This is a genomic window from Methylobacterium sp. UNC378MF (assembly GCF_900103195.1).
Lineage (GTDB): Bacteria > Pseudomonadota > Alphaproteobacteria > Rhizobiales > Beijerinckiaceae > Methylobacterium.
The window spans coordinates 42,993-62,417 of record NZ_FMWU01000007.1; the positions used below are offsets into that span (position 1 = coordinate 42,993).

The 19,425-nt window shown below is 68.1% G+C and carries 16 protein-coding genes and 7 pseudogenes; 13 read left to right on the forward strand and 10 right to left on the reverse strand.

The features are described 5' to 3' along the window. Positions 1–3 precede the first annotated feature (3 nt). The 3 genes and pseudogenes from BLT59_RS08950 to BLT59_RS08960 all read left to right on the forward strand — a co-directional run. The gene (locus tag BLT59_RS08950) at positions 4–762 is read left to right on the forward strand and encodes an isocitrate lyase/PEP mutase family protein (RefSeq protein WP_091778600.1); all 759 of its coding nucleotides are present in this window, start codon (positions 4–6) and stop codon (positions 760–762) included. Between the two features lie 31 nt (positions 763–793). After that, positions 794–1,297, forward strand: a pseudogene (locus BLT59_RS08955) (DUF1993 domain-containing protein). 53 nt (positions 1,298–1,350) lie between these two features. After that, a pseudogene (locus BLT59_RS08960) lies at positions 1,351–1,668 on the forward strand (SDR family NAD(P)-dependent oxidoreductase); the annotation flags it as partial. Positions 1,669–2,095: 427 nt separating this feature from the next. On the opposite strand, the gene BLT59_RS08970 reads toward BLT59_RS08960, so the two are convergent. Next, complete coding sequence (locus BLT59_RS08970; protein WP_244513912.1) at positions 2,096–3,019, reverse strand: aldo/keto reductase; 924 nt, start codon at positions 3,017–3,019, stop codon at positions 2,096–2,098. A 146-nt stretch (positions 3,020–3,165) separates the two neighbouring features. On the opposite strand from BLT59_RS08970, the gene BLT59_RS08975 reads away from it, so the two are divergent. Next, positions 3,166–4,053, forward strand: coding sequence for a LysR family transcriptional regulator (locus BLT59_RS08975; RefSeq protein ID WP_091778604.1), 888 nt, complete (start codon positions 3,166–3,168; stop codon positions 4,051–4,053). 208 nt (positions 4,054–4,261) lie between these two features. Here BLT59_RS08975 and BLT59_RS08980 read toward each other — a convergent pair whose 3' ends face one another. Next, the gene (locus tag BLT59_RS08980) at positions 4,262–5,155 is read right to left on the reverse strand and encodes a LysR family transcriptional regulator (protein WP_091778606.1); all 894 of its coding nucleotides are present in this window, start codon (positions 5,153–5,155) and stop codon (positions 4,262–4,264) included. Between the two features lie 216 nt (positions 5,156–5,371). Here BLT59_RS08980 and paoA point away from each other — a divergent pair, with 216 nt between their 5' ends. From paoA to BLT59_RS09005, 5 genes and pseudogenes are all read left to right on the forward strand, one after another. Continuing rightward, positions 5,372–6,007, forward strand: a complete 636-nt coding sequence (gene paoA / locus BLT59_RS08985; RefSeq protein ID WP_091778608.1) for an aldehyde dehydrogenase iron-sulfur subunit PaoA — start codon at positions 5,372–5,374, stop codon at positions 6,005–6,007. Beyond that, a complete protein-coding gene (locus BLT59_RS08990) occupies positions 6,004–6,954 on the forward strand; it encodes an FAD binding domain-containing protein (protein WP_091778610.1) in 951 nt (316 codons plus the stop codon). Before paoA ends, BLT59_RS08990 begins: the two co-directional genes overlap by 4 nt. 3 nt (positions 6,955–6,957) lie before the next feature. Further along, on the forward strand, positions 6,958–9,165 hold the full coding sequence (paoC, locus tag BLT59_RS08995; protein WP_091778612.1) for an aldehyde oxidoreductase molybdenum-binding subunit PaoC: 2,208 nt from the start codon (positions 6,958–6,960) through the stop codon (positions 9,163–9,165). Between the two features lie 14 nt (positions 9,166–9,179). After that, the gene (locus tag BLT59_RS09000) at positions 9,180–9,896 is read left to right on the forward strand and encodes a RibD family protein (protein ID WP_091778614.1); all 717 of its coding nucleotides are present in this window, start codon (positions 9,180–9,182) and stop codon (positions 9,894–9,896) included. 119 nt (positions 9,897–10,015) lie between these two features. Then, positions 10,016–10,210: pseudogene (locus tag BLT59_RS09005) on the forward strand (transporter substrate-binding domain-containing protein); the annotation flags it as partial. Positions 10,211–11,503: 1,293 nt separating this feature from the next. On the opposite strand, the gene BLT59_RS09010 reads toward BLT59_RS09005, so the two are convergent. From BLT59_RS09010 to BLT59_RS32245, 3 genes and pseudogenes are all read right to left on the reverse strand, one after another. Beyond that, positions 11,504–13,639 carry a hypothetical protein gene (locus BLT59_RS09010; RefSeq protein WP_091778616.1) on the reverse strand — a complete coding sequence of 712 codons (2,136 nt, stop codon included), beginning with the start codon at positions 13,637–13,639 and terminating at the stop codon, positions 11,504–11,506. A gap of 164 nt (positions 13,640–13,803) precedes the next feature. Continuing rightward, positions 13,804–14,229, reverse strand: a pseudogene (locus tag BLT59_RS32240) (IS5 family transposase); the annotation flags it as partial. Further along, the gene (locus BLT59_RS32245) at positions 14,133–14,558 is read right to left on the reverse strand and encodes an IS5 family transposase (protein ID WP_348272282.1); all 426 of its coding nucleotides are present in this window, start codon (positions 14,556–14,558) and stop codon (positions 14,133–14,135) included. The gene BLT59_RS32245 and the pseudogene BLT59_RS32240, both read right to left, overlap by 97 nt. A gap of 156 nt (positions 14,559–14,714) precedes the next feature. Between BLT59_RS32245 and BLT59_RS31760 the strand changes: the two are divergent. The 4 genes and pseudogenes from BLT59_RS31760 to BLT59_RS09030 all read left to right on the forward strand — a co-directional run. Beyond that, positions 14,715–14,972: pseudogene (locus BLT59_RS31760) on the forward strand (Rha family transcriptional regulator); the annotation flags it as partial. Positions 14,973–15,233: 261 nt separating this feature from the next. Beyond that, positions 15,234–15,494: pseudogene (locus BLT59_RS31765) on the forward strand (transketolase C-terminal domain-containing protein); the annotation flags it as partial. Beyond that, positions 15,491–16,387, forward strand: a complete 897-nt coding sequence (locus BLT59_RS09025) for an NAD(P)-dependent oxidoreductase (protein WP_210185972.1) — start codon at positions 15,491–15,493, stop codon at positions 16,385–16,387. The pseudogene BLT59_RS31765 and the gene BLT59_RS09025, both read left to right, overlap by 4 nt. Positions 16,388–16,782: 395 nt before the next feature. Continuing rightward, a pseudogene (locus BLT59_RS09030) lies at positions 16,783–17,155 on the forward strand (TRAP transporter small permease subunit); the annotation flags it as partial. A gap of 301 nt (positions 17,156–17,456) precedes the next feature. Here the strand turns inward: BLT59_RS09030 and BLT59_RS09035 are convergent. From BLT59_RS09035 to BLT59_RS09055, 5 genes are all read right to left on the reverse strand, one after another. After that, a complete protein-coding gene (locus tag BLT59_RS09035; RefSeq protein ID WP_091778623.1) occupies positions 17,457–17,780 on the reverse strand; it encodes a Thoeris anti-defense Tad2 family protein in 324 nt (107 codons plus the stop codon). 427 nt (positions 17,781–18,207) lie between these two features. Further along, positions 18,208–18,633, reverse strand: coding sequence for a hypothetical protein (locus BLT59_RS09040; protein WP_091778624.1), 426 nt, complete (start codon positions 18,631–18,633; stop codon positions 18,208–18,210). Then, entirely contained in the window at positions 18,603–18,983 is a 381-nt protein-coding gene (locus BLT59_RS31220; RefSeq protein ID WP_175543978.1) for a hypothetical protein, read from the reverse strand. Before BLT59_RS31220 ends, BLT59_RS09040 begins: the two co-directional genes overlap by 31 nt. Further along, entirely contained in the window at positions 18,977–19,198 is a 222-nt protein-coding gene (locus BLT59_RS09050; RefSeq protein ID WP_091778628.1) for a hypothetical protein, read from the reverse strand. The genes BLT59_RS31220 and BLT59_RS09050 overlap by 7 nt, the downstream gene beginning before the upstream one ends. Further along, positions 19,188–19,424, reverse strand: a complete 237-nt coding sequence (locus BLT59_RS09055; RefSeq protein WP_091778630.1) for a hypothetical protein — start codon at positions 19,422–19,424, stop codon at positions 19,188–19,190. The genes BLT59_RS09050 and BLT59_RS09055 overlap by 11 nt, the downstream gene beginning before the upstream one ends. Position 19,425: the final 1 nt, after the last annotated feature.

The window sequence follows — 19,425 nt, forward strand, 5'->3', positions numbered from 1 at the left end:
GTCATGACACAGGTCGAGAAGGCCAAGCTGTTTGCGTCGCTGCACGCCACCGGCTCGCCGCTGATCCTCTACAACGTCTGGGATGCCGGCTCGGCGAAGGCCGTGCTGGGGGCGGGCGCCAAGGCCATCGCCACCAGCAGCTGGGCGGTCGCCGAGGCGCAGGGTTACCGCGACGGCGAGATCATCCCGCTCGCCGAGGTCGAGCGGGTCGCGGCGCGCATCGCCGCCGTCGTCGACGCGCCTCTCACGGTCGACTTCGAGGGCGGCTACGCCGAGGACGAGGACGAACTCGCCGCGAACGTCTCGCGGCTCGTGGCCCTCGGCGCCGTCGGAATCAACTTCGAGGACCGCGTCGTCCAGGGGCCCGGCCTCTACCCCATCGACCGGCAGGCGCGCCGGATCGCGGCCATCCGCGAGGCCGCGGACAACCTCGGCCTCCCGCTCTTCATCAACGCCCGGACCGACCTGTTCCTGGGCCGCGGTCCCGACCCGGAGGTGGCCATCGGGGAGGCGCTGGATCGGGCCGAGGCCTACCGCGAGGCCGGCGCCTCCGGGTTCTTCGTCCCGGGCCTGCGCGACGAGCGCCTGATCGGTCGCGCCGTCGAGGGCGCCGGCCTGCCCGTCAACGTCCTGACCGGCGAGGGCGTGCCGGCGCAGCGCCGCCTCGCGGAGCTCGGGGTGGCGCGCCTGAGCCACGGCTCGTCCCCGTACGTCCAGGCCACCGCGACCCTCACGGAAGCGGCCCGCTACGCCTTCTTCTGAGGCGCCCCGCCCAATCGACGGAGAGCATCCGATGTACCACGACGTCGTCTCCCAATGCGCCAGCACGTTGAGGCTCGTCGACGCCTGGCTCGACAAGGCCGAGGAGCATGCCACGGAGCGGAAGTTCGACGCCGGCGTGCTGGCCTCCGCGCGCCTCGCCCCCGACATGGCGCCGCTCGCCTACCAGGTCACCAGCGCCTGCGACTACGTGAAGGCGGGGGCCCGGCTCGCCGGCCTGGCGCCGCCCCGGCACGACGACACCGAGACGACGTTCCCGGAACTGCGCACCCGCGTCGCGAAGACCCTCTCGTTCATCGAGGGCGTCGAAGCACATGCTTACGGCGGAGCCGCCGAACGAAAGATCACGCTTCCGTGGGCGCCGGGAAAAACCCTCGCGGCCAAGGACTAAGTGCTGCAGATCACCATACCCAACGTCTATTTCCACCTCGCCATGATCTACGTGATCCTCCGCCACAACGGAGTCGATCTCGGGAAGATGGACTTCCTCGGAGAACTGAACTTCGAGAAGCCATGACCGGACCAGCCGGCCGGACGACCCAAGGCAATCCCCAACTGAGGAGAACGACGATGTCACTTCAAGGAAAGCGCGCCCTCGTCACCGGCGCGAGCCGCGGCATCGGCGCCGCAATCGCCAAGGCCCTGGCCGCCGAGGGGGCCGACGTGGCCATCACCTACGAGAAGTCGGCGGACGCCGCCGCGGGCGTCGTTCGCGCCGTCGAGGAGCAGGGCCGCCGCGGCGTCGCCATCCAGGCCGACAGCGCCGACCCGGACGCGGTCGGGGCCTCCGTCGGAAAGGCCGTCGAGGCGCTCGGCGGGCTGGACATCCTCGTCAACAACGCGGGGATCATCCGCTTCTCCGAGGTCAAGGACATGGCGCTCTCGGACAACCTCTACGTCGCCCTCTACGGGCAGGGACGCGTCATGGTGTTCAATCCGAAAGGCATCCCCATCGGGCAGGTGCTGCTGCCGGGCCGGGACGAGGGCCACCACCTGCGCACCACCAGCATGGCGCTCAGGCTGGGCACCGATGAGCTCCTCATCGTGACGAGCGACGGCGATGGTGGCCGGGGCGCGACCATCTTCCGCGCCGGGGCTTTCGCCAAAGCGCTGCCCCTTTTTGGAAATCGTTGACGATCCCGGTCCTTGCGCATCCTGCCGGGTCGAGCAGGCATCGGCTTCCGATCCCGAGCGGCCTCGGGGATGTCCGCTGGCGGGCCGCCTGTTGGAGTGGCGCGGCATGGCCGCCATGGATGGAAGATCGACCGGCGGAGCGCGAACCGGTTGTCGGCCTGATCTCCGCGCTCGCTCCTGCTCAACCGTGCGCGATCATCTCACGGCTCCCGCGAACCGCGTCTTGCGGAACCGACTTGTCAATGGCCGACAGGGTTTCAGGCGACAGCCGTAAGGGCGATGCCAACGCTTCAGTCAGACGCTCCGGCGTGCGAGCGCCGACCAGGGGGACGATGTCGTCGCCCTGGCTTGCAGCCCAACCGATGGCCGCCTGCGCGATCGTGATCCCGTAAGTCCGCGCGACTTGGTGCAGCGCGCCCGCAAGCTCTCCGTTGCGAGCCCGGTTCACCCCTTGGAAACGTGGGAAGACGGTCGCCCGGAAGTCGCCCGCGCCGCTTCCCGAACTGCCCGTCAGAAGGCCCCGGCCGAGGACGCCGTAGGCCGTGACACCGATGCCGAGCTCTCGGCAGGTCGGCAACACCTCGCTTTCGATGTCGCGGGACATGAGCCCATACTCGAATTGCAGCGCCGTGACCGGATGCGCCGCGTGGGCCCGCCGCAAGGTCGCGGCATCGACGTTGGTGATGCCGACGTGCCGGACGTAACCCTGCCGCACGAGGTCTCCTATGGCCCCGACCGTGTCCTCGACCGGGACGGCCGGGTCGAGACCCGTCTGGTAGAGATCGACGTGGTCGGTCCCGAGACGCCGTAGCGAGTAGGCCAACGCGGTCTTCACGGCGGAAGGGCGCGCGTCGGTCCCGACGAACGCGCCGTCCGGCCCTCGCTGGGCGCCGAACTTTACCTGGATGAAAGCCCTGCCGCGTTTACCGCGCAGGCCCTCGGCCAAGAGCAATTCGTTGTGGCCCATGCCGTAGAAGTCGCCCGTGTCGAACAGGGTGACCCCCGCCTCGATTGCCGCCGAGATCGTGGCAAGGGCGGCGGCACGGTCACTGTGGCCGTAGAACTCCGACATGCCCATGCAGCCGAGGCCGATTGCCGACACCATCGGCCCGTTCGGGCCGAGACGACGCGTCTCCATTGCACCCTCCATTCATGAACCCCATCGGCGGGGCTCCCGAGAATGCAGTAGGCCATCGACCTATTGTCCGATAAGACGCACACGCACGAACGAGGCGTTCGCGGAGCCGGACAATGGCAGGTGCCGACCTCAATGACCTGGGTTCGTTCATGCGGGTCGCCGATGCCGGAGGTTTTCGGGCCGCCGCGCAACGCCATGGCGTTTCGGCCTCCTCACTCAGTGATGCCGTCCAGCGGCTGGAACAGGCGACGGGCGTCCGCCTCTTCAATCGAACCACCAGGAGCATCGTGCCGACGGAGGCTGGTCAGCGGCTCCTGGAAAGGCTGCGTCCCGCCCTGACGGAAATCGCGGTGGCCTACGACGACCTGACGCCCGGTGGTGAGCCGGGCGGCACGCTGAAGCTCGATGTGCCCGGCGTCGTCGCACGCCACATCCTCCCCCCGATCGCCGCCGCCTTTCTCGCCGCCCATCCTCGCATCCGACTTGAGATCAGCGTGACCGAAGGCTTGGTCGACGTCATGGAAGCGGGATGCGTCGCTGGCATCCGCTACGACGAGCACATCGCAGCCGACATGATGGCAGTGCCAATCGGACCGAGGCGTCAGCGGTATGTTGGCGTGGCGTCCCCGGCGTATCTGGCCGCATACGGCACGCCACGCCATCCGGCGGAACTGGAAGCCCATGCGGGCATCGGGCACCTGTTCCCGAGCGGACGTGTGGCCGTCTGGGAATTCGAGCGAGATGGCGAACGGATCAGGGTGCGGCCGGAAGGGCGGCTGATAACCACCTCAAGCGACATCCAGGTCGCCGCAGCCATCGCTGGAAACGGCGTCTTGTTCACCTTCGAGGAGTTCGTTGCCCATCATGTCGAGCGCGGTGAGCTCACCACCCTGTTGGACGACTGGCCGCTGGAGTTTGACGGACCCCGCATCAACTTCCCTCGGAGCCATCGCCGCGATCCGGCGCTCGCGGCCTTCGTACGCTTCGTGAGAGCACTTTAGCGCATTCCCATGCGGCCTCGGTCGAGGGCTGGTGGTCAGCTTCCAGGCGCGGCGCCGAAGCCCGCCTGCCACCCTGGGCGGTCCTTCTCCCTGCCGAGCCGATCAGGTTGGACCGCGAATCCGTCGGGATTCGGCCATCTCGATCCGGCGCGCCGCGCATGGATGCGGCCATGCTCGCCGGATGACCATCGGCGAACCCTGGCGCGCCTCAGCCCCGGTAACGCAAGGCCTCGACCAAGACAGCGAATGCCGGCGAGGCCTGGCGGCGGCTCGGGTAGTAGAGGTGGTAGCCCGGGAACGGGTCGCACCAGTCCCCCAGCACCCGCACGAGGCGGCCCGCCTCCACGTCGGCCAGGACCTGGTCGTCCGGGAGGTAGGCCAACCCGACGCCCGCCAGGGCCGCGCCCCGGGCCAGGTGCAGGCTGGTGAGCGCGACCTGCCCCTCCACCCGGACGTCGAGCCCGACCCCCGCCTTCTCGAACTCCCAGGGGAAGTTCCCGCCGCGCGTCAGGCGACGCAGGTTGATGCAGCGGTGGGCCGTCAGGTCCTCCGGTCGCTCCGGCGCGGGGCGGGTGTCGAGATAGGCGGGCGAACCGACGACGGCCATGCGCATGGCGGGGCCGATGCGAACCGCCACCATGTCCTTCTCGACCTCCTCGCCGAGCCGCACGCCGGCGTCGAAGCGCTCGGCCACGATGTTCGTAAGCCCGTCGTGGCTGACCACCTCGACGTTGATGTCGGGGTAGTCCGGCAGCAGCCTCTCCAGGACCGGCCACAGGACCATCTCGGCCGCGTGCTCGGATGCGGTGATGCGGACCGTGCCCGCCGGCTTGTCCCGGAGCTCGGTCAGGGCCGCGAGATCGGCCTCCAGGCCCTCGAACTGGGGGCCGACGACGCGCAGCAGGTGCTCGCCGGCCGCGGTCGGCGTCACGCTGCGCGTCGAGCGGTTCAGCAACTGCAGGCCGAGCCGCCCCTCCAGGCCGTTCACGGCGTGGCTCAGCGCCGACTGGGTCACGCCCAGGCGCGTCGCGGCGCGGGTGAAGCTGCCCTCCCGGGCCACGGTCGCGAAGTTGAGCAGGTCGGTCAGGTTCTCACGCAGCATCGATGTCCCGGGACCGTGCCCCGTCGAACGGGAACGGCCCGCGAGCCTCGCTCACGGGAAGCGGCACGTCCAGCCCGATCCATAAGCATGGTTCATAGCCTCATGCCGGTTTGAGCGCCTAATCGCCACGTGCCGGCACCGCTACCTTGCAGGTCATCCAAGGTGCCGGGGCTTTCCCGGGCGCCGTGCCTCCAGCGGGCAGGCTCGGAGACCACGATGCGACGACCGAAAGATTTCGAGCTCAATCGGAGGGACCTGATGGCCTGCGCCTCGGCCGCCACCGCCATGGCCGCCATGCCCACGGGCACCTCGGCCCGGCCCGCCGGGGGCGAGCAGCCCGTGATGGCCAAGGTCGGCCTCACGGTGAACGGCGAGCGCCGCGAGCTCGAACTCGACACCCGCACCAGCCTGCTCGACGCCGCGCGCGAGCACCTGCACCTGACCGGGTCCAAGAAGGGCTGCGACCACGGCCGGTGCGGGGCCTGCACGATGCTCGTCGACGGCCGCCGGATCAACGCCTGCCTGACGCTCGCCGTGATGTACCAGGGCTCCGAGATCACCACCATCGAGGGGCTGGGCCAGCCGGGCGACCTGCACCCGATGCAGGCCGCCTTCATCAGGCACGACGGCTTCCAGTGCGGCTTCTGCACGCCGGGCCAGATCTGCTCGTCCGTCGCGGTCCTGAGGGAGATCGAGGCCGGCATCCCGAGCCACGCGACCGCGGACCTGGGCAAGGTCGCCTTCTCCGAGGACGAGGTGCGCGAGCGCATGAGCGGCAACATCTGCCGCTGCGGCGCATACCCGAACATCGTCGCGGCCATCCGCGAGGTCCACGAGGGAGCCCGCGGATGAAGCCCTTCACCTACGAGCGCCCGGGCACCCCGGCCGAGGCGGCGGCCGCCGCGGCGAGCACGCCCGGCGCCAGGTTCATCGCCGGCGGCACCAACCTCCTCGACCTGATGAAGCTGCAGGTCGAGACGCCGGCGCACCTCGTCGACGTCAACGGGCTCGGCCTCGACGGGATCGAGCCGACGCCCGAGGGCGGCCTGCGCATCGGGGCCCTGGTCAGCAACACCGACCTCGCGGCCGACGCGCGCGTCCGGAAGGACTACGCCGTGCTCTCCCGCGCGCTCCTGGCGGGCGCCTCCGGGCAGCTCCGTAACAGGGCGACCACCGCCGGAAACCTGCTCCAGCGGACGCGCTGCCCGTACTTCTACGACACCGCCCAACCCTGCAACAAACGCCGGCCGGGCTCGGGCTGCGCCGCGCTCGACGGGGTCAGCCGGCAACTCGCGGTCGTCGGATCGAGCGAGGCCTGCATCGCCACGAACCCGAGCGACATGGCTGTGGCCATGCGCATACTCGACGCCACGGTCGAGACCGTCGACGCCGAGGGTACCCGGCGCAGGATCGGGATGGCCGATTTCCACCGGCTGCCCGACGAGCGGCCCGAACTCGACACGACGCTCAGGCCCGGCGAACTCGTCACCGCGGTGACGCTGCCGAAGCCGCTCGGCGGGGCGCACGTCTACCGCAAGGTTCGCGACCGGGCGTCCTATGCCTTCGCGCTGGTCTCGGTCGCCGCGGTCGTCCGGCCGGACGGAACGGGCCGGGTCGCCTTCGGCGGCCTGGCGCACAAGCCCTGGCGGGTCGAGGCGGCCGAGGCCGACCTGCCCCGGGGCGCGCGGGCGGTCGCCGAGGGCGTGCTGGCAGGTGCCAGGCCGACCCACGAGAACGCGTTCAAGCTGAAGCTCGCCGAGCGGACCCTCGGCGCGGTGCTCCACCAGGCGAGGGCCTGATCCATGAAGTTCGACACCCCCGCGGGCGCCAACCCCATCGACCGGCTCAAGGTCGTGGGCAAGCCGACCGACCGGATCGACGGCCCGCGCAAGACGACCGGCACCGCCCCCTATGCCAATGACTGGCACGATCCGCAGTCCAGGCTCGCATACGGCTACGTCGTCGGCGCCGGGATCGGCAAGGGCCGCATAGCCGGCATGGACGTGTCCCGGGCCGAAGCGGCGGCAGGCGTGCTCGCGGTCGTGACCGCGGCGAACGCGGGCAAGCTCGACCGCGGCGCCTTCTATGTCGCCCGAGCGCTCGCCGGACCGGACGTGGACCACTACCACCAGGCCGTTGCGCTGGTCGTCGCCGAGACCTTCGAGCAGGCCCGCGCCGCGGCCGCACTGGTCCGGGTGGATTACGTCCGGTCCGAGGGCGTCTTCGACCTCGCGGCGGCGAAGGACACCGCCGTCGCGCCGAAGGCCGGCCCCTTCGTCTCGCCGGAGGCGAAGGCCGGCGACTTCGAGGCGGCCTTCGCCACGGCGCCGGTCAGGATCGACGAGAGTTACGGCACGCCCGACCACGCCCACGCGATGATGGAGCCCCATGCCACCGTGGCGTCCTGGGACGGGGACCGCCTCACCCTCTGGACCGCCATCCAGCAGATGAACTGGGGCGTGCGGGACATCGCCAAGACGCTCGGCATCGCCAAGGGGAATGTCCGCCTCGTCTCGCCCTTCATCGGCGGCGGCTTCGGCGGCAAGGGCACGATCCTGTCCGACGCCGTGCTCGCCTCGCTCGGCGCCCGCGCGGCGGGGCGCCCGGTGAAGGTGTCGCTGCCGCGTCCGCTGATGTTCAACAACGTGACCCACCGTCCGGCCACCATCCAGCGCATCCGCATCGGGGCGGGCCCGGACGGGCGGATCACCGCCATCGGCCATGAGAGCTGGTCCGGCAACCTGCCCGATGGCCCGCCCGAGACCGCGACGGAGCCGACCCGCCTGCTCTACGCAGGGCCCAACCGGCTGATGCGCATGCACCTGGCGCGCCTCGACCTGCCCGAGGGCGGCGCCATGCGGGCCCCGGGCGAGGCCCCCGGGATGATGGCGCTTGAGATCGCCATGGACGAGATGGCGGAGCGGCTGGGGATGGACCCCGTCGCCTTCCGCGTCCTGAACGACACCCAGGTCGATCCGGAGAACCCGAGGCGACCCTTCTCGCGGCGGCAGTTGGTCGAGTGCCTCCGCCGGGGCGCAGAACTCTTCGGCTGGGAACGGCGCGTGGCCAAGCCCGGCCAGGTTCGCGACGGGCGCTGGCTCGTCGGAATGGGCATGGCCTCCGCGATCCGCGGCGCGCCCGTGATGAGGTCCGCCGCCCGGGTCCGCCTCGACGGCCGTGGCATGGTCACGGTCGAGACCGACATGACCGACATCGGCACCGGCAGCTACACCATCATCGCCCAGACCGCCGCCGAGATGATGGGCCTGCCGCTCGACAGGGTCGTGGTCCGGTTGGGGGATTCGGCCTATCCGGAGTCCCCCGGCTCGGGCGGGCAGTGGGGCGCCGCCTCCTCGACCGCCGGCGTCTACGCCGCCTGCGTGAAGCTGCGCGAGGCCGTGGCCCGGCGGCTCGGGTTCAACGCCACGGACGCGGTGTTCGAGGACGGCCAGGTCCGCGCGGGCAACCGGAGCGAGCCGCTCGTCCGGGCGGCCGCCGGGGGCGAGCTCGTGGCCGAGGACGGCGTCGAGTACGGCGACCTCGCCGAGTGGTTCGCGCTGCAAACCTTCGGCGCCCACTTCGTCGAGGTCGGCGTGGACGTCGACACCGCAGAGGTGCGGGTGCGGCGCATGCTGGCGGTCTGCGCGGCGGGCCGCATCCTCAGTCCCAAGGCCGCCCGCAGCCAGATCATCGGCGGGATGACCATGGGCATCGGCGCGGCGCTGATGGAGGAGCTCGCCGTCGATGCGAGGCGGGGCTTCTTCGTGAACCACGACCTCGCCGGCTACGAGGTGCCGGTCCACGCCGACATCCCGGACCTGCAGGTGTCCTTCCTCGACGAGATCGACCCTGCCGCCTCTCCGCTCAAGGCCAAGGGCGTCGGCGAGCTCGGGATCTCGGGAGCCGCCGCCGCGGTGGCCAACGCGGTCCACAACGCAACCGGCGTGCGGGTCCGGGATTACCCGGTGACCCTCGACAAGCTCCTCGGCGGCATGCCGGAAGCTGCCTGAACGGAGGAACGCCGATGCGTCCGAGGATCATCTGCCACATGGTGGCGTCCGTCGACGGCAAGCTGCATCCGAGCCGCTTCACCGTGCCGGCCGCCGGCGTCGATGCCGGACGGCTCCGCAAGCACTACGACGAGGTCTCCGCCAAGTTCGGCGCCCAGGGCTGGATGTGCGGGCGCGTGACCATGCAGGAGATCTCGAAGGGGAAGGCCCGGACGGTCAAGGGGCCCGGTATTTCCTCGCGAGAGCCGTTCGTCGGCGACCGGGGGGACCGGGACCTCGCGGTCGCCATCGACCCGCACGGCAAGGTCCGTTACGGGAAGGACCACCTCCTCGGCGACCACGCCGTCGCCGTGCTTTCGGAGGGTGTGCCCGACGCCTACCTCGCCGAGCTGCGCGAGGACGGCGTCTCGTACGTGTTCGCCGGGCCGGACGGTCGCGACCTCGCCAAGGCCATGGACGCGCTTGGCGACACCTTCGGGGTCGAGACCCTCCTGCTGGAAGGCGGCGCGGCCATCAACGGCGCCTTCCTGAAGGCTGGGCTCCTCGACGAAATCAGCGTGCTCATCCACCCGGCCGTCGACGGCTTGGCCGGCGTCCAGACTATCTTCGAGTACGCGGGCGAGGCCGACGAACGGCCGGGTGCTGGCCAGGCGCTTCGCCACGTCCACACGGAGACCCTCGACGGCGGGATGGTCTGGCTCCGCTACCAAGTGGAGAAGGCCCCAGCCTGAGTCTCCCCTTCTCGAAACAGGGACAAACATCGATGGAAGGCTCGCGCCCATGCCGCTTCCCCGCCGCGCCGTCCTCGGCGGCCTCGCCGCGTCCGCCTGGGCCGTCACGTCCGTGAATGATCACCTTGGGGTTCAGGGACGCCTCGGTGCCGCTCTCCTTCCTCGACGGCAACCAGAAGCCGGTCGGGTACGCGCTCGACATCTGCTACCGCATCGCGGACGCCGTGAAGGAGCGTCTCGGCCTGGTGAAACTCGACATCTGCCTCAACGCCGTGACCTCGGCCACGCGCATCCCGCTCATCGCCAGCCAGACCGCCTCGGCCACGTCTGAGGCCCGAGTCAGCTCTTCTGTCGCCTGTGCCCAATTCGTCCGCAGGACATTGCGGTGGAGCAACGCGTGCCGACGATACCGAGGGACTGGATGCAGAATCTAACGCGGAAGCGCCTTGTCATAGTGACGTCGGCCTTCGAGGCTGTCTCGAAGAAGCTCAGCCATCGCGCTTCGCAGACTTCTTTTAACCGTCCACCTCTTTCAGACTCGGTGCCCCATAGCCGCTGTTGTAGAACGTCGATCCAGATTTTTTTAGGCGTAGGTGATGGCGAAGAGGCCCAGCAAGCCACGGGTGCAGACCGAATTTCTCCCAGGCCAACTGGATATGGTTGACTGGATGGGGGGATTAAGATGGCTGAAGAATGGGTCAGCCGCTGATGACCACGAGACTGCAGACGACATCAATCAACATGCGTACTTTGGTCCGATACGCGCGACCAGATATCAACCTCCGCTGCTGCGAGCTCCACGCTTGCCTGCCATTGTTCAGATACGCGTTTTGGCCACAGCTATTTGGGGATCGACTTGGCACGGTCGCGCAGCCAATGAGCTTGGAGTCGATCAGAAGCAACTTCGACGCTGGGAGGAGACGGATCCGAAAACTATGCAGTTTCGAGGGACGCCGCCTTTCAAACATATTGAGCGTCTACGCGAAGTAGCCGAGCGGTACAGGAACGAAATACAGGTAGCTCTATCTTTGAGCGAGCCGCCCCTGAACGCTTCTTCAGAAGCGCATCCGATCAGAAGGCGCAGCGTCACACCCATTCGCTCCCCTGAAGCATTAGACGCTGATGGTGCTGTCTAAGATTTCTGACACCGTAGGCCATAGACTTCCGCTTAGCGCGGCAGCGATAGTCAGGTTATTATGACAGCAACCTCAGCGTTCGGTTGACGCTCAACCAACTTAAGCATTATAGCGTGTCAGGATTTGCTGACATGTCATATTTCGCGCTTCATGCTGCTCGGCAGTTCATGTCAGGATTTTCTGACGTTAAGTAGCTGCAGTTGTAGGCCCTCGTTTGAAGATAAATCGCATGTGTGACAGCGATTGCTGACAGGTCTTCCTCGACGACAGGCCGCGCGTGCCCTTTCGGACCTGACGGGTCAGCCCGAGGCGCTGTATAAGAGCGCACTCAACCATAGGCTGCGCGACGCCGCGACGCTCGACGATCTCCTCCATCGCCTGCCTCAGAACATCCGCAAGCCCGTGGGCGATCCCTCGTAGTCTTCATGTTGCTTCGCGCGCGAAGGCCACCACGCACGGACAAACCTCGCGTCAGGCCGCGGCGCTGGTCTCGGCGGCGGCCTGTCCGAGCACCCAGGCGCAGAACTCAACTTCGTTCGCCAGCTCCGCCCGCAGGGTCACGGTCCCCTCGTACGAGCGCAGACCATCGACGATGACGTGGGGAATTCCGGCGGCGATGACATATGCCTCATAACCGTGCGCCCTTAGGGCCTGACCGGCCCAGACGAGCGAGCCGCGGAGAGCACCGTCGAGCTCGGCGTCGGCTTGAGCGATCATCCCGCCCCAGTTCCTGAGGATGCGGCGCAGGCCCTCCATGGCGTCCTCGACCGTGCCGGCGCCTGGGACGAGGGGCCGCTTTTCCATGCCCCTGGCCTCTTCGGGTGTCAGCCCAAGGTACGCGAGCATGAGGTCGTCGGCGGCCGGCCGGATGTTGTTGATGCGCCAGTTCTTGGACACCTCTGTCTCCAGCCACCTCGAAAGCACCGTGCGCTCGGTGTGCCGCGGGACGAACTTCTTCGAGGCTTCGAGGACCGTGGTCTTGAGCGAGAGGTCCATCTTCTTGTAGCTCGTGGTGGCGGCGGCGCGGTCGGGGCGGCGACGCTCCGGCGGCAGGGCGATGTTCAAGGGGCGCCGGCCGGGACGCCCTGAGCTCAAGGCGAGCAGCATGATCGCCTCCCAAGCCTCGGGTGTCGGGGCCGTCGCCAGGGCAGCGCCGATGCGGCGCAGGCGTTCGCGAACAGGGGCGGCCTCGGCACGATGCAGGCGGTAAGCGTAGGACGTGCCCTCGGCCACGTAGGCGTCCCAGGCGGCGCCGAGGCCATCCTGACGCGCCCGCTCGATCAGGCCGCGCACCCGGGTTACGGCCTCGGTGGCCTGTCCTGAAGCCTCGGCGACGATTCCCGCGAGCGGCCCGACGGCGCGCTCCTCGACGACCCGGCACCACTCCTCCGTGTCCCTGTGGCAGGCGTCGGCGTAGGAGCCGCTAACACGCATAAAATCCTCGCAGGCGTCGGCGAGACCGGCCTGCACGAGGACGCGCTGCATGTCTTCGTCGCCCGCGTGCGAGGCAACGACGCGACACAAGGCCTGTGCGTCCTGACCCTCCGGCGTACCCCAGTCACCCTGACGACGGGCGAGCAGGCCACCCGGGATCTGACGGACCTTGCCCTGGCGGACGACCGCGGCTGCGAACGCGTCAGGACCGTCCGGCAGGCGGCGGCCGCGACCCACGAGCGTCACCTCGCCGAGGACGACGACGTGCAGGTCGATGGGCGCCGCGGTGATCTCGGCAGCGGCCTGCCGTAGGCGTTGGCGATGCTTGCGCTTCGTCGCCGTGTTCATCGTGGCCGGCCATAGCTTCGCCGCCAAGGCGTCCGTGCGCACGACCGTCAGGCGGTTTTTAGGGAGGCCGGAAGTCTCCAAGGCCTCGACCAGGTCGCGGGCCGTACCGGGCAGGGCGTCGATGTGGGCCTGCCGCTCGGGGCGGCCGCGAAGCCTTTCCATGGCCCCGCGGATGGCGGACCGCTTCATACCGGTACCGTGCAGGGCTTCCGTGATGGCGTCGATAGACAGGCGCTTCGGGGCGCGGCCCTCGTGCTCCGCAACCTGCCGCTCCCACGAGACGATCAGGTGCACTTCGAAATCGGCCTCCTGTCGGGCACGATAAGTCGCGCCGGGCTTCTGCGTGCTCTCCTGCCGGACCGCCGTCATGCGGCTGTACCAGGCGACCCACCGCTTGATCAGCTCGGCGTGCCCGTCGTCGTCTTGGGCCTGACCGGGGACCGACCGGTAAGCCTCGACAAACGCCACGACCGCGGCCCGTAGCGCGGTGGCGTCGACCGGGGCGCGCGTGGCCCGGCGGTGCGCGACGGTCCATGCCCGCACGTCCGGCTCGACCGCGCGGAACAGCAGCTCGTTCGACGCCGTTTTCTTCCCGGGGCTGACGTCCATGCCGACGCAGTAACGGGCTACGCGCGGCAGGACGTCGGCCAGCATGTCCTCATCGACGCCGGTACCACCCGCCGCGACGTAAGCGTCCGCTGCGGCCACCAGGAAAGACTGGATCTCGGTGGCGTCGAGCGGGGCACCGGTCTCGCGCACGCGCTGGACGGTGAAGCGCCGGGCAGCGTCCGAGATATGGTCGAAAAGGCCGGGGTTGGCGGACAAGGGCTGAGACCGAAGCGATTTCCTGTCGAGTACTGTTACGTGGCCGTAGGCATATCTCCAGGGCCATCAGAGCGAAAACCGACCCTCGACGAGACTTTTTTTGTCACGTCTGGATGCTGCGGCTGAGCCTCCTGTCCGTGCTGGCGCCTAGGTAGGGGACTCATTCAGGTCCATGCGATGACAGAGGAAACTAGCGCGACGGCTGCGAGATAGTTGCAGGCTAGGCGATCGTAGCGGGTCGCGACGCGCCGCCAGTTTTTGAGGTGGCCGAACAGCCGCTCGATCCGATTGCGCCGTCGGTAGGCGACCCGGCTGTGCTTATAGGGTACCGTCCGGGTGGCCGTGGATGGGATGGTGGCGATCACCCGGTGGCTCTTCAGCCAATCTCTCAAGCTCTGTGCGTCGTAGGCCTTGTCGGCGATCAGACGCTTGGGCGGCACCACAGCGCACAGCAGGGGCAGCGCCATGGTGATGTCGGCCACGTTGCCGGGCGTCAGGGCGAACGCGACCGGTCGGCCACGATCATCGGCCAAGCAATGGATTTTGCTCGTGAACCCGCCTCGCGAGCGGCCGATCGCCTGGCTCCAGGCCCCCCTTTTCCGCCGGCAGCCGAGCGGTGGGCCTTCACGTGGGACGCGTCGAGCATCAACTCATCTGGCACGGGGCCTGTGGCCGCGATCTTGGCGAACAGCCGCTGCCAGATCCCGCGCTGAGACCATCTGTTGTAGCGGTTGTAGACCGTCGTGTGCGGACCGTAAGCGGAGGGCGTGTCCTGCCAGCGGCAGCCGACCTTCAGCACATGCAGAATGCCGCTGATCACTCGCCTGTCGTCGACCCGGGGCTTGCCCGGTTGGTCGTGCGGCAGGTGCGGCTCGATCCGCCCCCAGGATTCATCGGAGAGCCAGAACAACCGTGCCATCGCGAACCTCCTGCGCTGGAAACCCCAATCTCAGGACGAAAACACGAGCAACAGCAGTTGGTTGTATGAGTTCCCTACCTAGGGCCTATCCCCGGTGCCCGGTCCCGCACTGTCCCGACCTCGCTAGACCTAGGACTGTCGAACGGCCAGCCGGTCGTGAGCAGCAAAAACGCCGCCTGCCAGCTCGGCCGCCCACACACGACCGTCCTTGCCGCCATCGACGTGCTGATCGAGCGGTGCCCCGTTTTCCTCGGGCAGAAATCTCTGCCTGAGTTCGGTGAGGCTGCAACCGGCAACGGCGGCACTCGCGAAACCCGCGCCTTCCTCATGAACCGGGACGGCTTCAGCCTGCTGATCGCGGGCTTCACCGGCGAGCGGGCCCTTAGTTGGAAGCACAGCTATATCAAGGCGTTCAACGTCATTGAGGCGGTGATTCGCAGCCGGACGACGCTGGCGGTCCTCGGCCTCAACGACTCCGGTGCGCTGCGGGGGCTCCTGCTGGGCTATGCCGAGAGGGTCCTGGCCCTAGAAGCGCAGGTCGCCAAACCCGGCAGCGCTACGCCACCATCGAATCCGCCGTCGCCACGGCCGCCCCCCAAGGTGAAATTTTCGAGCCGGTTCGCCGAGGCCCACGGACACTGCGGCCTGCAAAACTCCGCCAGGGCTACCAAGGCGCCGCCGAACCAATTCTCTATCCTGGCGGAGGTCCGCCGCGGCGGCCGCCTCGTCGTGGTGGACGAGAACCACACGGTGGTGGGCGGCCTCGGCGAGGCCGTGGCCGGTCTCCTGTTCCGTAACGGGGTACTGCCCGAGCGCGGCTTCCGGCAGGTCGGCCTTCCCGACGAATTCCCCGACGCCGGCGCCCTGCCGACGCTGCACGACCGCTACGGCCTCTCCACCGAGGCGATGGCAAGGAGCATCCGCGGATGGCTATGAACGAACCTGGCACCAACCGCCCGACCGTGGCCTTCGTTGGGCTCGGTGCGATGGGGATGCCCATGGCCCGTTACCTCGTGACCGCGGTCTTCCCGACCCGCGGCTACGACGTCCGGCCCGAGAGCCGCGCCACGCTGGCGAGCGCAGGCGGGGTCCCCACGGAGGATCTCATCGCGGCGGCCGACGGCGCCGACGTGCTGCTCCTGATGGTGGTCAACGCCGCCCAGGCCGAGGACGTGCTGTTCGAGCGGGGCGCGCTGGACCGCCTCGCTCCCGACGGCGTCGTCCTGCTGATGGCGACCTGCCCGCCGCGGGCGGTGAAAGGCTTAGCGGCGCGGGTCTTGGAGCTGGGCCGACGCTTCGTCGACGCCCCTGTGTCCGGAGGCGTCGTCGGAGCCACGGCCGGCACGCTCACGATCATGGCGGCCGCGCCGCCCGTGACGATGGAGGTGGTGAGGCCGATCCTCGGCGCCCTGGGCGACAAGCTGTTCCACGTCGGCACCGAGTCTGGACAAGGCGCCACGGCGAAGGCGGTCAACCAACTCTTATGCGGCGTGCATATCGCCGTGGCCGCGGAGGCGTTCGGATTGGCGGAGAAGGTGGGGATCGACCATTCGGTGGTGCTCGACATCCTCTCGGGCTCGTCGGCGTCCAGCTGGATGCTGTGCGACCGCGGACCGCGCATGCTTGAGGACGAGCGCCGCGTGACGAGCGCGGTGGACATCTTCGTCAAGGACCTCGGCATCGTGCTTGAGGCCGGACGCGGCGTCGGGGCGGCGCTGCCCTTGGCGGCGATGGCCCACCAGTTGTTCCTGTCGACTTCGGGCCGGGGTGACGGCAGCGCAGACGACAGCAAAGTCGTGCGCTCGTACCGAGCCCTGAACGGGACCTGAGACTGGCGCCGGCGACTGCGACCTCGCTTCATCGGAAAGGTCCGACCTCAACGCCGTCCAACCGGAAGTCGCGAGGCGAACGGACGATTCGAAGCGGCGACCGGAGGTGGAGGAGCGGCCGGCGTCGACCACGGGTGGCAAACCGCCGACGAGACGACCCGCAGGTGGCCCTCCAAGCCCGCATGCCGGGTGACCACGACGATAAAGAGCCGGCGTCCGGACGCCACGGGACCGTCGTCCACCTGGGACGACGGGTACGGCTCGGTACTTAAGGTCGGCGAGAATCAAGCGTCCGACTAAAAAGGGAGGACCGGCTCATGCAAGTCTATATCCCCGCCGCCGCCGTGGGCTCCAGCGACGTCCCGGTAGATCCGCGCCCCCGCTCGCGCACGGCGTTGCGACTGATCGAGAATGCCATCGGCCTGCTCGTCGAGATCCCCGCCGCCCTGTTGGTGGTGGCTGAGGTCGGCGTGTTGCTCGCCGGGTTGTCAGTCGCTACGTGTTCCACGAACCACTCGTTTGGTCCAATGAGCTCGCCGGCATCCTGTTCCTTTGGCCGGCCATACTTGGAGCGGTGGTCGCCTTCCGTCGCTCCGAGCACAGGCGGATGACAGCCATCGTCGCGATGGCCGGCCCTCGCACTCGTGTGTTCCTGAGACGGTCGCTCTGGTCGCCGGGCTGATCTTCGTCGCCCAGGTCCTGCACCCAGCCTACGACTTCGCCAGCGACGAGATGTTCGTCACGACGCCTTCCCTGGAACTCAGTTCACACCCTAGACTTGGCCACCGAGTATGCTTCCGCTTTCGGGAGCGGCATTGTCGCGTGTGCGCCCCTGCGTTGGGTGGGGGGGAGGCCGTTTGCTTTACAGCCTAACATTCCCTGAAGCGACTGCTCCGATTGCTGCCGGTTTATGTTAAATATTGAGTGCGATCAACATTAAGCAAGCCGATAACCAGACGAGCAGCGCTTCAACTCTCTCAGCGATGGCTGAGCTGCAGTTGGTAACTTTCTTACCCAGAGGTAGCCGCGATTTGTAATATAAAATATCTGTATCGAAATATGTTGAATTTTAATCTTCTTTTGCAATGATTTCCCAGTCTTCTGCCATAATGTCTATTTGCATCGTCTTCCAACGCTTGCCACATCCGGTGCTAGAGACTTCACTGATTGCGGGATCAACGTAGTACAGGTCGAATTGATCCCCAAATTTTTTCCCATTCTCGTGGGCACGATGATCAATGAACACGTAGCGCCCATCATCCCATCCCTTGCGACGCGCCCATGAACCGTTTCGAACATCCTCGGCGACGGCCTCCCAACGCTGCGCTCGGCGCGCATCATACTTTCTAATGCTTTCGTCCATTTCCTCATGTTTCCTCTCTTTCTTCAACATGCCTGCCTCCGTTCAATGGGATAGACATGGCATGGGCTGCCCTTACGAGCCGTTAGCGGTTGCGGCACCGACCCGGTCTTGATGTGATTTTTGAACGCTGCTTAAAGGTGATCCTAGAAGGCTGTGCCGCTATTTCGAACTCAAGAATGATGACTGACGCTGGATAGCCCCCGGCCAAAAACGTTCCGGGTGTTCGAGTCGGAGGTCCGGCTGGAACCGTTGGCCGCGTCGAGCGGGCCTGCAGTAAGACCTGTGTCATCCCGTTCGGGCTTAGCTTCCTCGCCAAGCGGTGAAAGTGGGCCAAGCTCATACCAAAGGGCGACCGCGACCTGTTCGGGAATGCGGCGTAACTAATCCGTAGCGAACGCCTAATCACTACGTTTGGGCCGACCCGATTCCCTCGGGCCGGCCCTTTGCGTTTGGGGCGTCAGTCCCCCGTGCTGAGGTCGCCAATGCCCCGCCTCGGGCATTTCGGCGCCGTGAACTCGCCGGGCAGGCGGAGGCTTTCGGGTTCGCGTAGGGTCTGCGTGATCACAAACGAAGCGCGGGCTCCATTCGGCCACGACCATTGCCCTCCGAAGCCAAGTGCCGCGCCGCGGTTGGACGTGCCGCGCCCGACGACCTTGGAGAGAATCTGTCCGGTACGGGCGTCCTGAAGCCCGCACGTTACGGTGACGGACCACCCGGCCGGGGGCGCCGGGTCGGCGTCGACGTAGCCGAAGCGCTCCCGGCCGGGGCCCGCCGGAACGGTCAGGGCGAATCGCCAGCCCGTGTCAGGTTGCGGCCAGAGCTCGACGGCGGCGGCGGGGACGGCCGCGCTGATCAGCACGGCGATGGCGGCCAGGAAACGCATGGGGGACCCTCCGAGGGGATGGGGACGGCCCGGCACGAACCGTCAGAGAGGAAGGCGACGAAGGCGGCCGCCGCGATGGGCGTGCCGTCGGGGAGAAGAAAGGCGGCGGCGACGTACGGGTTGAAATGGACCCGCTGCGCGCTGTCGGTGACAGGCCTGGATTCGGTGAGGGCGCCCCGGGCGTAGGCGACGACCTCGCGCTGGCCGCGCCGCCTGATGCGGGCGACGCCGGCGGCGCTGACGACGAACCGGACGTCCCTGAGCGCGAGGGCGGAGACGTACCCGACGACGCGGCCGGCCTCGCGGATCGACCAAGTGCGTCGGACTAGATGCCAGTGGATGTCTAACACGGCGCGGCCGGCAGCGGCGGCAGGCAAAGCGCGACGGCCTCGACCTCAAGCGACATGCGCAGGGCGTCCTCGGCCGAGAGGCGGCCCGCCGCCGCCAGGGCGACGACGCGCTCGACGCGTAGGCCCGCCGCGACCGCGAGAAGCCCGCATGACCGCCGCGTCGACCACGCCAGCCGGATGCGGCGGAGGACGGCTTGGGGGTTGTCATTCGACATCAAGCACACCCCGCTCAGCCATGCTGACGACCTGCGCGGCGCGACGGGCGGCCTCGTGGGGCAGCAAGCCGCCCTGACGGGTCTTGGCCTGCAGGTCGTACAGGCGGCCCCGCGCTGTCACGGCCATCGCCGGCGTCACCCGCCCGGCCTGCTCGGCCGAGGCGACCTGCTCCAGGAAAAGCTCCACGATGGGGCTGCCGACGGGGACGATGGTGGGCGCATCCATG

Excerpts from the sequence above, each read along its gene's own strand:
- BLT59_RS08950 (WP_091778600.1), top strand. The coding sequence starts at position 4 with ATGACACAGGTCGAGAAGGCCAAGCTGTTTGCGTCGCTGCACGCCACC.
- BLT59_RS08970 (WP_244513912.1), bottom strand. The coding sequence starts at position 3,019 with ATGGTGTCGGCAATCGGCCTCGGCTGCATGGGCATGTCGGAGTTCTAC.
- BLT59_RS08975 (WP_091778604.1), top strand. The coding sequence starts at position 3,166 with ATGGCAGGTGCCGACCTCAATGACCTGGGTTCGTTCATGCGGGTCGCC.
- BLT59_RS08980 (WP_091778606.1), bottom strand. The coding sequence starts at position 5,155 with ATGCTGCGTGAGAACCTGACCGACCTGCTCAACTTCGCGACCGTGGCC.
- paoA (WP_091778608.1), top strand. The coding sequence starts at position 5,372 with ATGCGACGACCGAAAGATTTCGAGCTCAATCGGAGGGACCTGATGGCC.
- BLT59_RS08990 (WP_091778610.1), top strand. The coding sequence starts at position 6,004 with ATGAAGCCCTTCACCTACGAGCGCCCGGGCACCCCGGCCGAGGCGGCG.
- paoC (WP_091778612.1), top strand. The coding sequence starts at position 6,958 with ATGAAGTTCGACACCCCCGCGGGCGCCAACCCCATCGACCGGCTCAAG.
- BLT59_RS09000 (WP_091778614.1), top strand. The coding sequence starts at position 9,180 with ATGCGTCCGAGGATCATCTGCCACATGGTGGCGTCCGTCGACGGCAAG.
- BLT59_RS32245 (WP_348272282.1), bottom strand. The coding sequence starts at position 14,558 with ATGGCACGGTTGTTCTGGCTCTCCGATGAATCCTGGGGGCGGATCGAG.
- BLT59_RS09025 (WP_210185972.1), top strand. The coding sequence starts at position 15,491 with ATGAACGAACCTGGCACCAACCGCCCGACCGTGGCCTTCGTTGGGCTC.
- BLT59_RS09035 (WP_091778623.1), bottom strand. The coding sequence starts at position 17,780 with ATGTTGAAGAAAGAGAGGAAACATGAGGAAATGGACGAAAGCATTAGA.
- BLT59_RS09040 (WP_091778624.1), bottom strand. The coding sequence starts at position 18,633 with ATGCGTTTCCTGGCCGCCATCGCCGTGCTGATCAGCGCGGCCGTCCCC.
- BLT59_RS09050 (WP_091778628.1), bottom strand. The coding sequence starts at position 19,198 with ATGTCGAATGACAACCCCCAAGCCGTCCTCCGCCGCATCCGGCTGGCG.
- BLT59_RS09055 (WP_091778630.1), bottom strand. The coding sequence starts at position 19,424 with ATGGATGCGCCCACCATCGTCCCCGTCGGCAGCCCCATCGTGGAGCTT.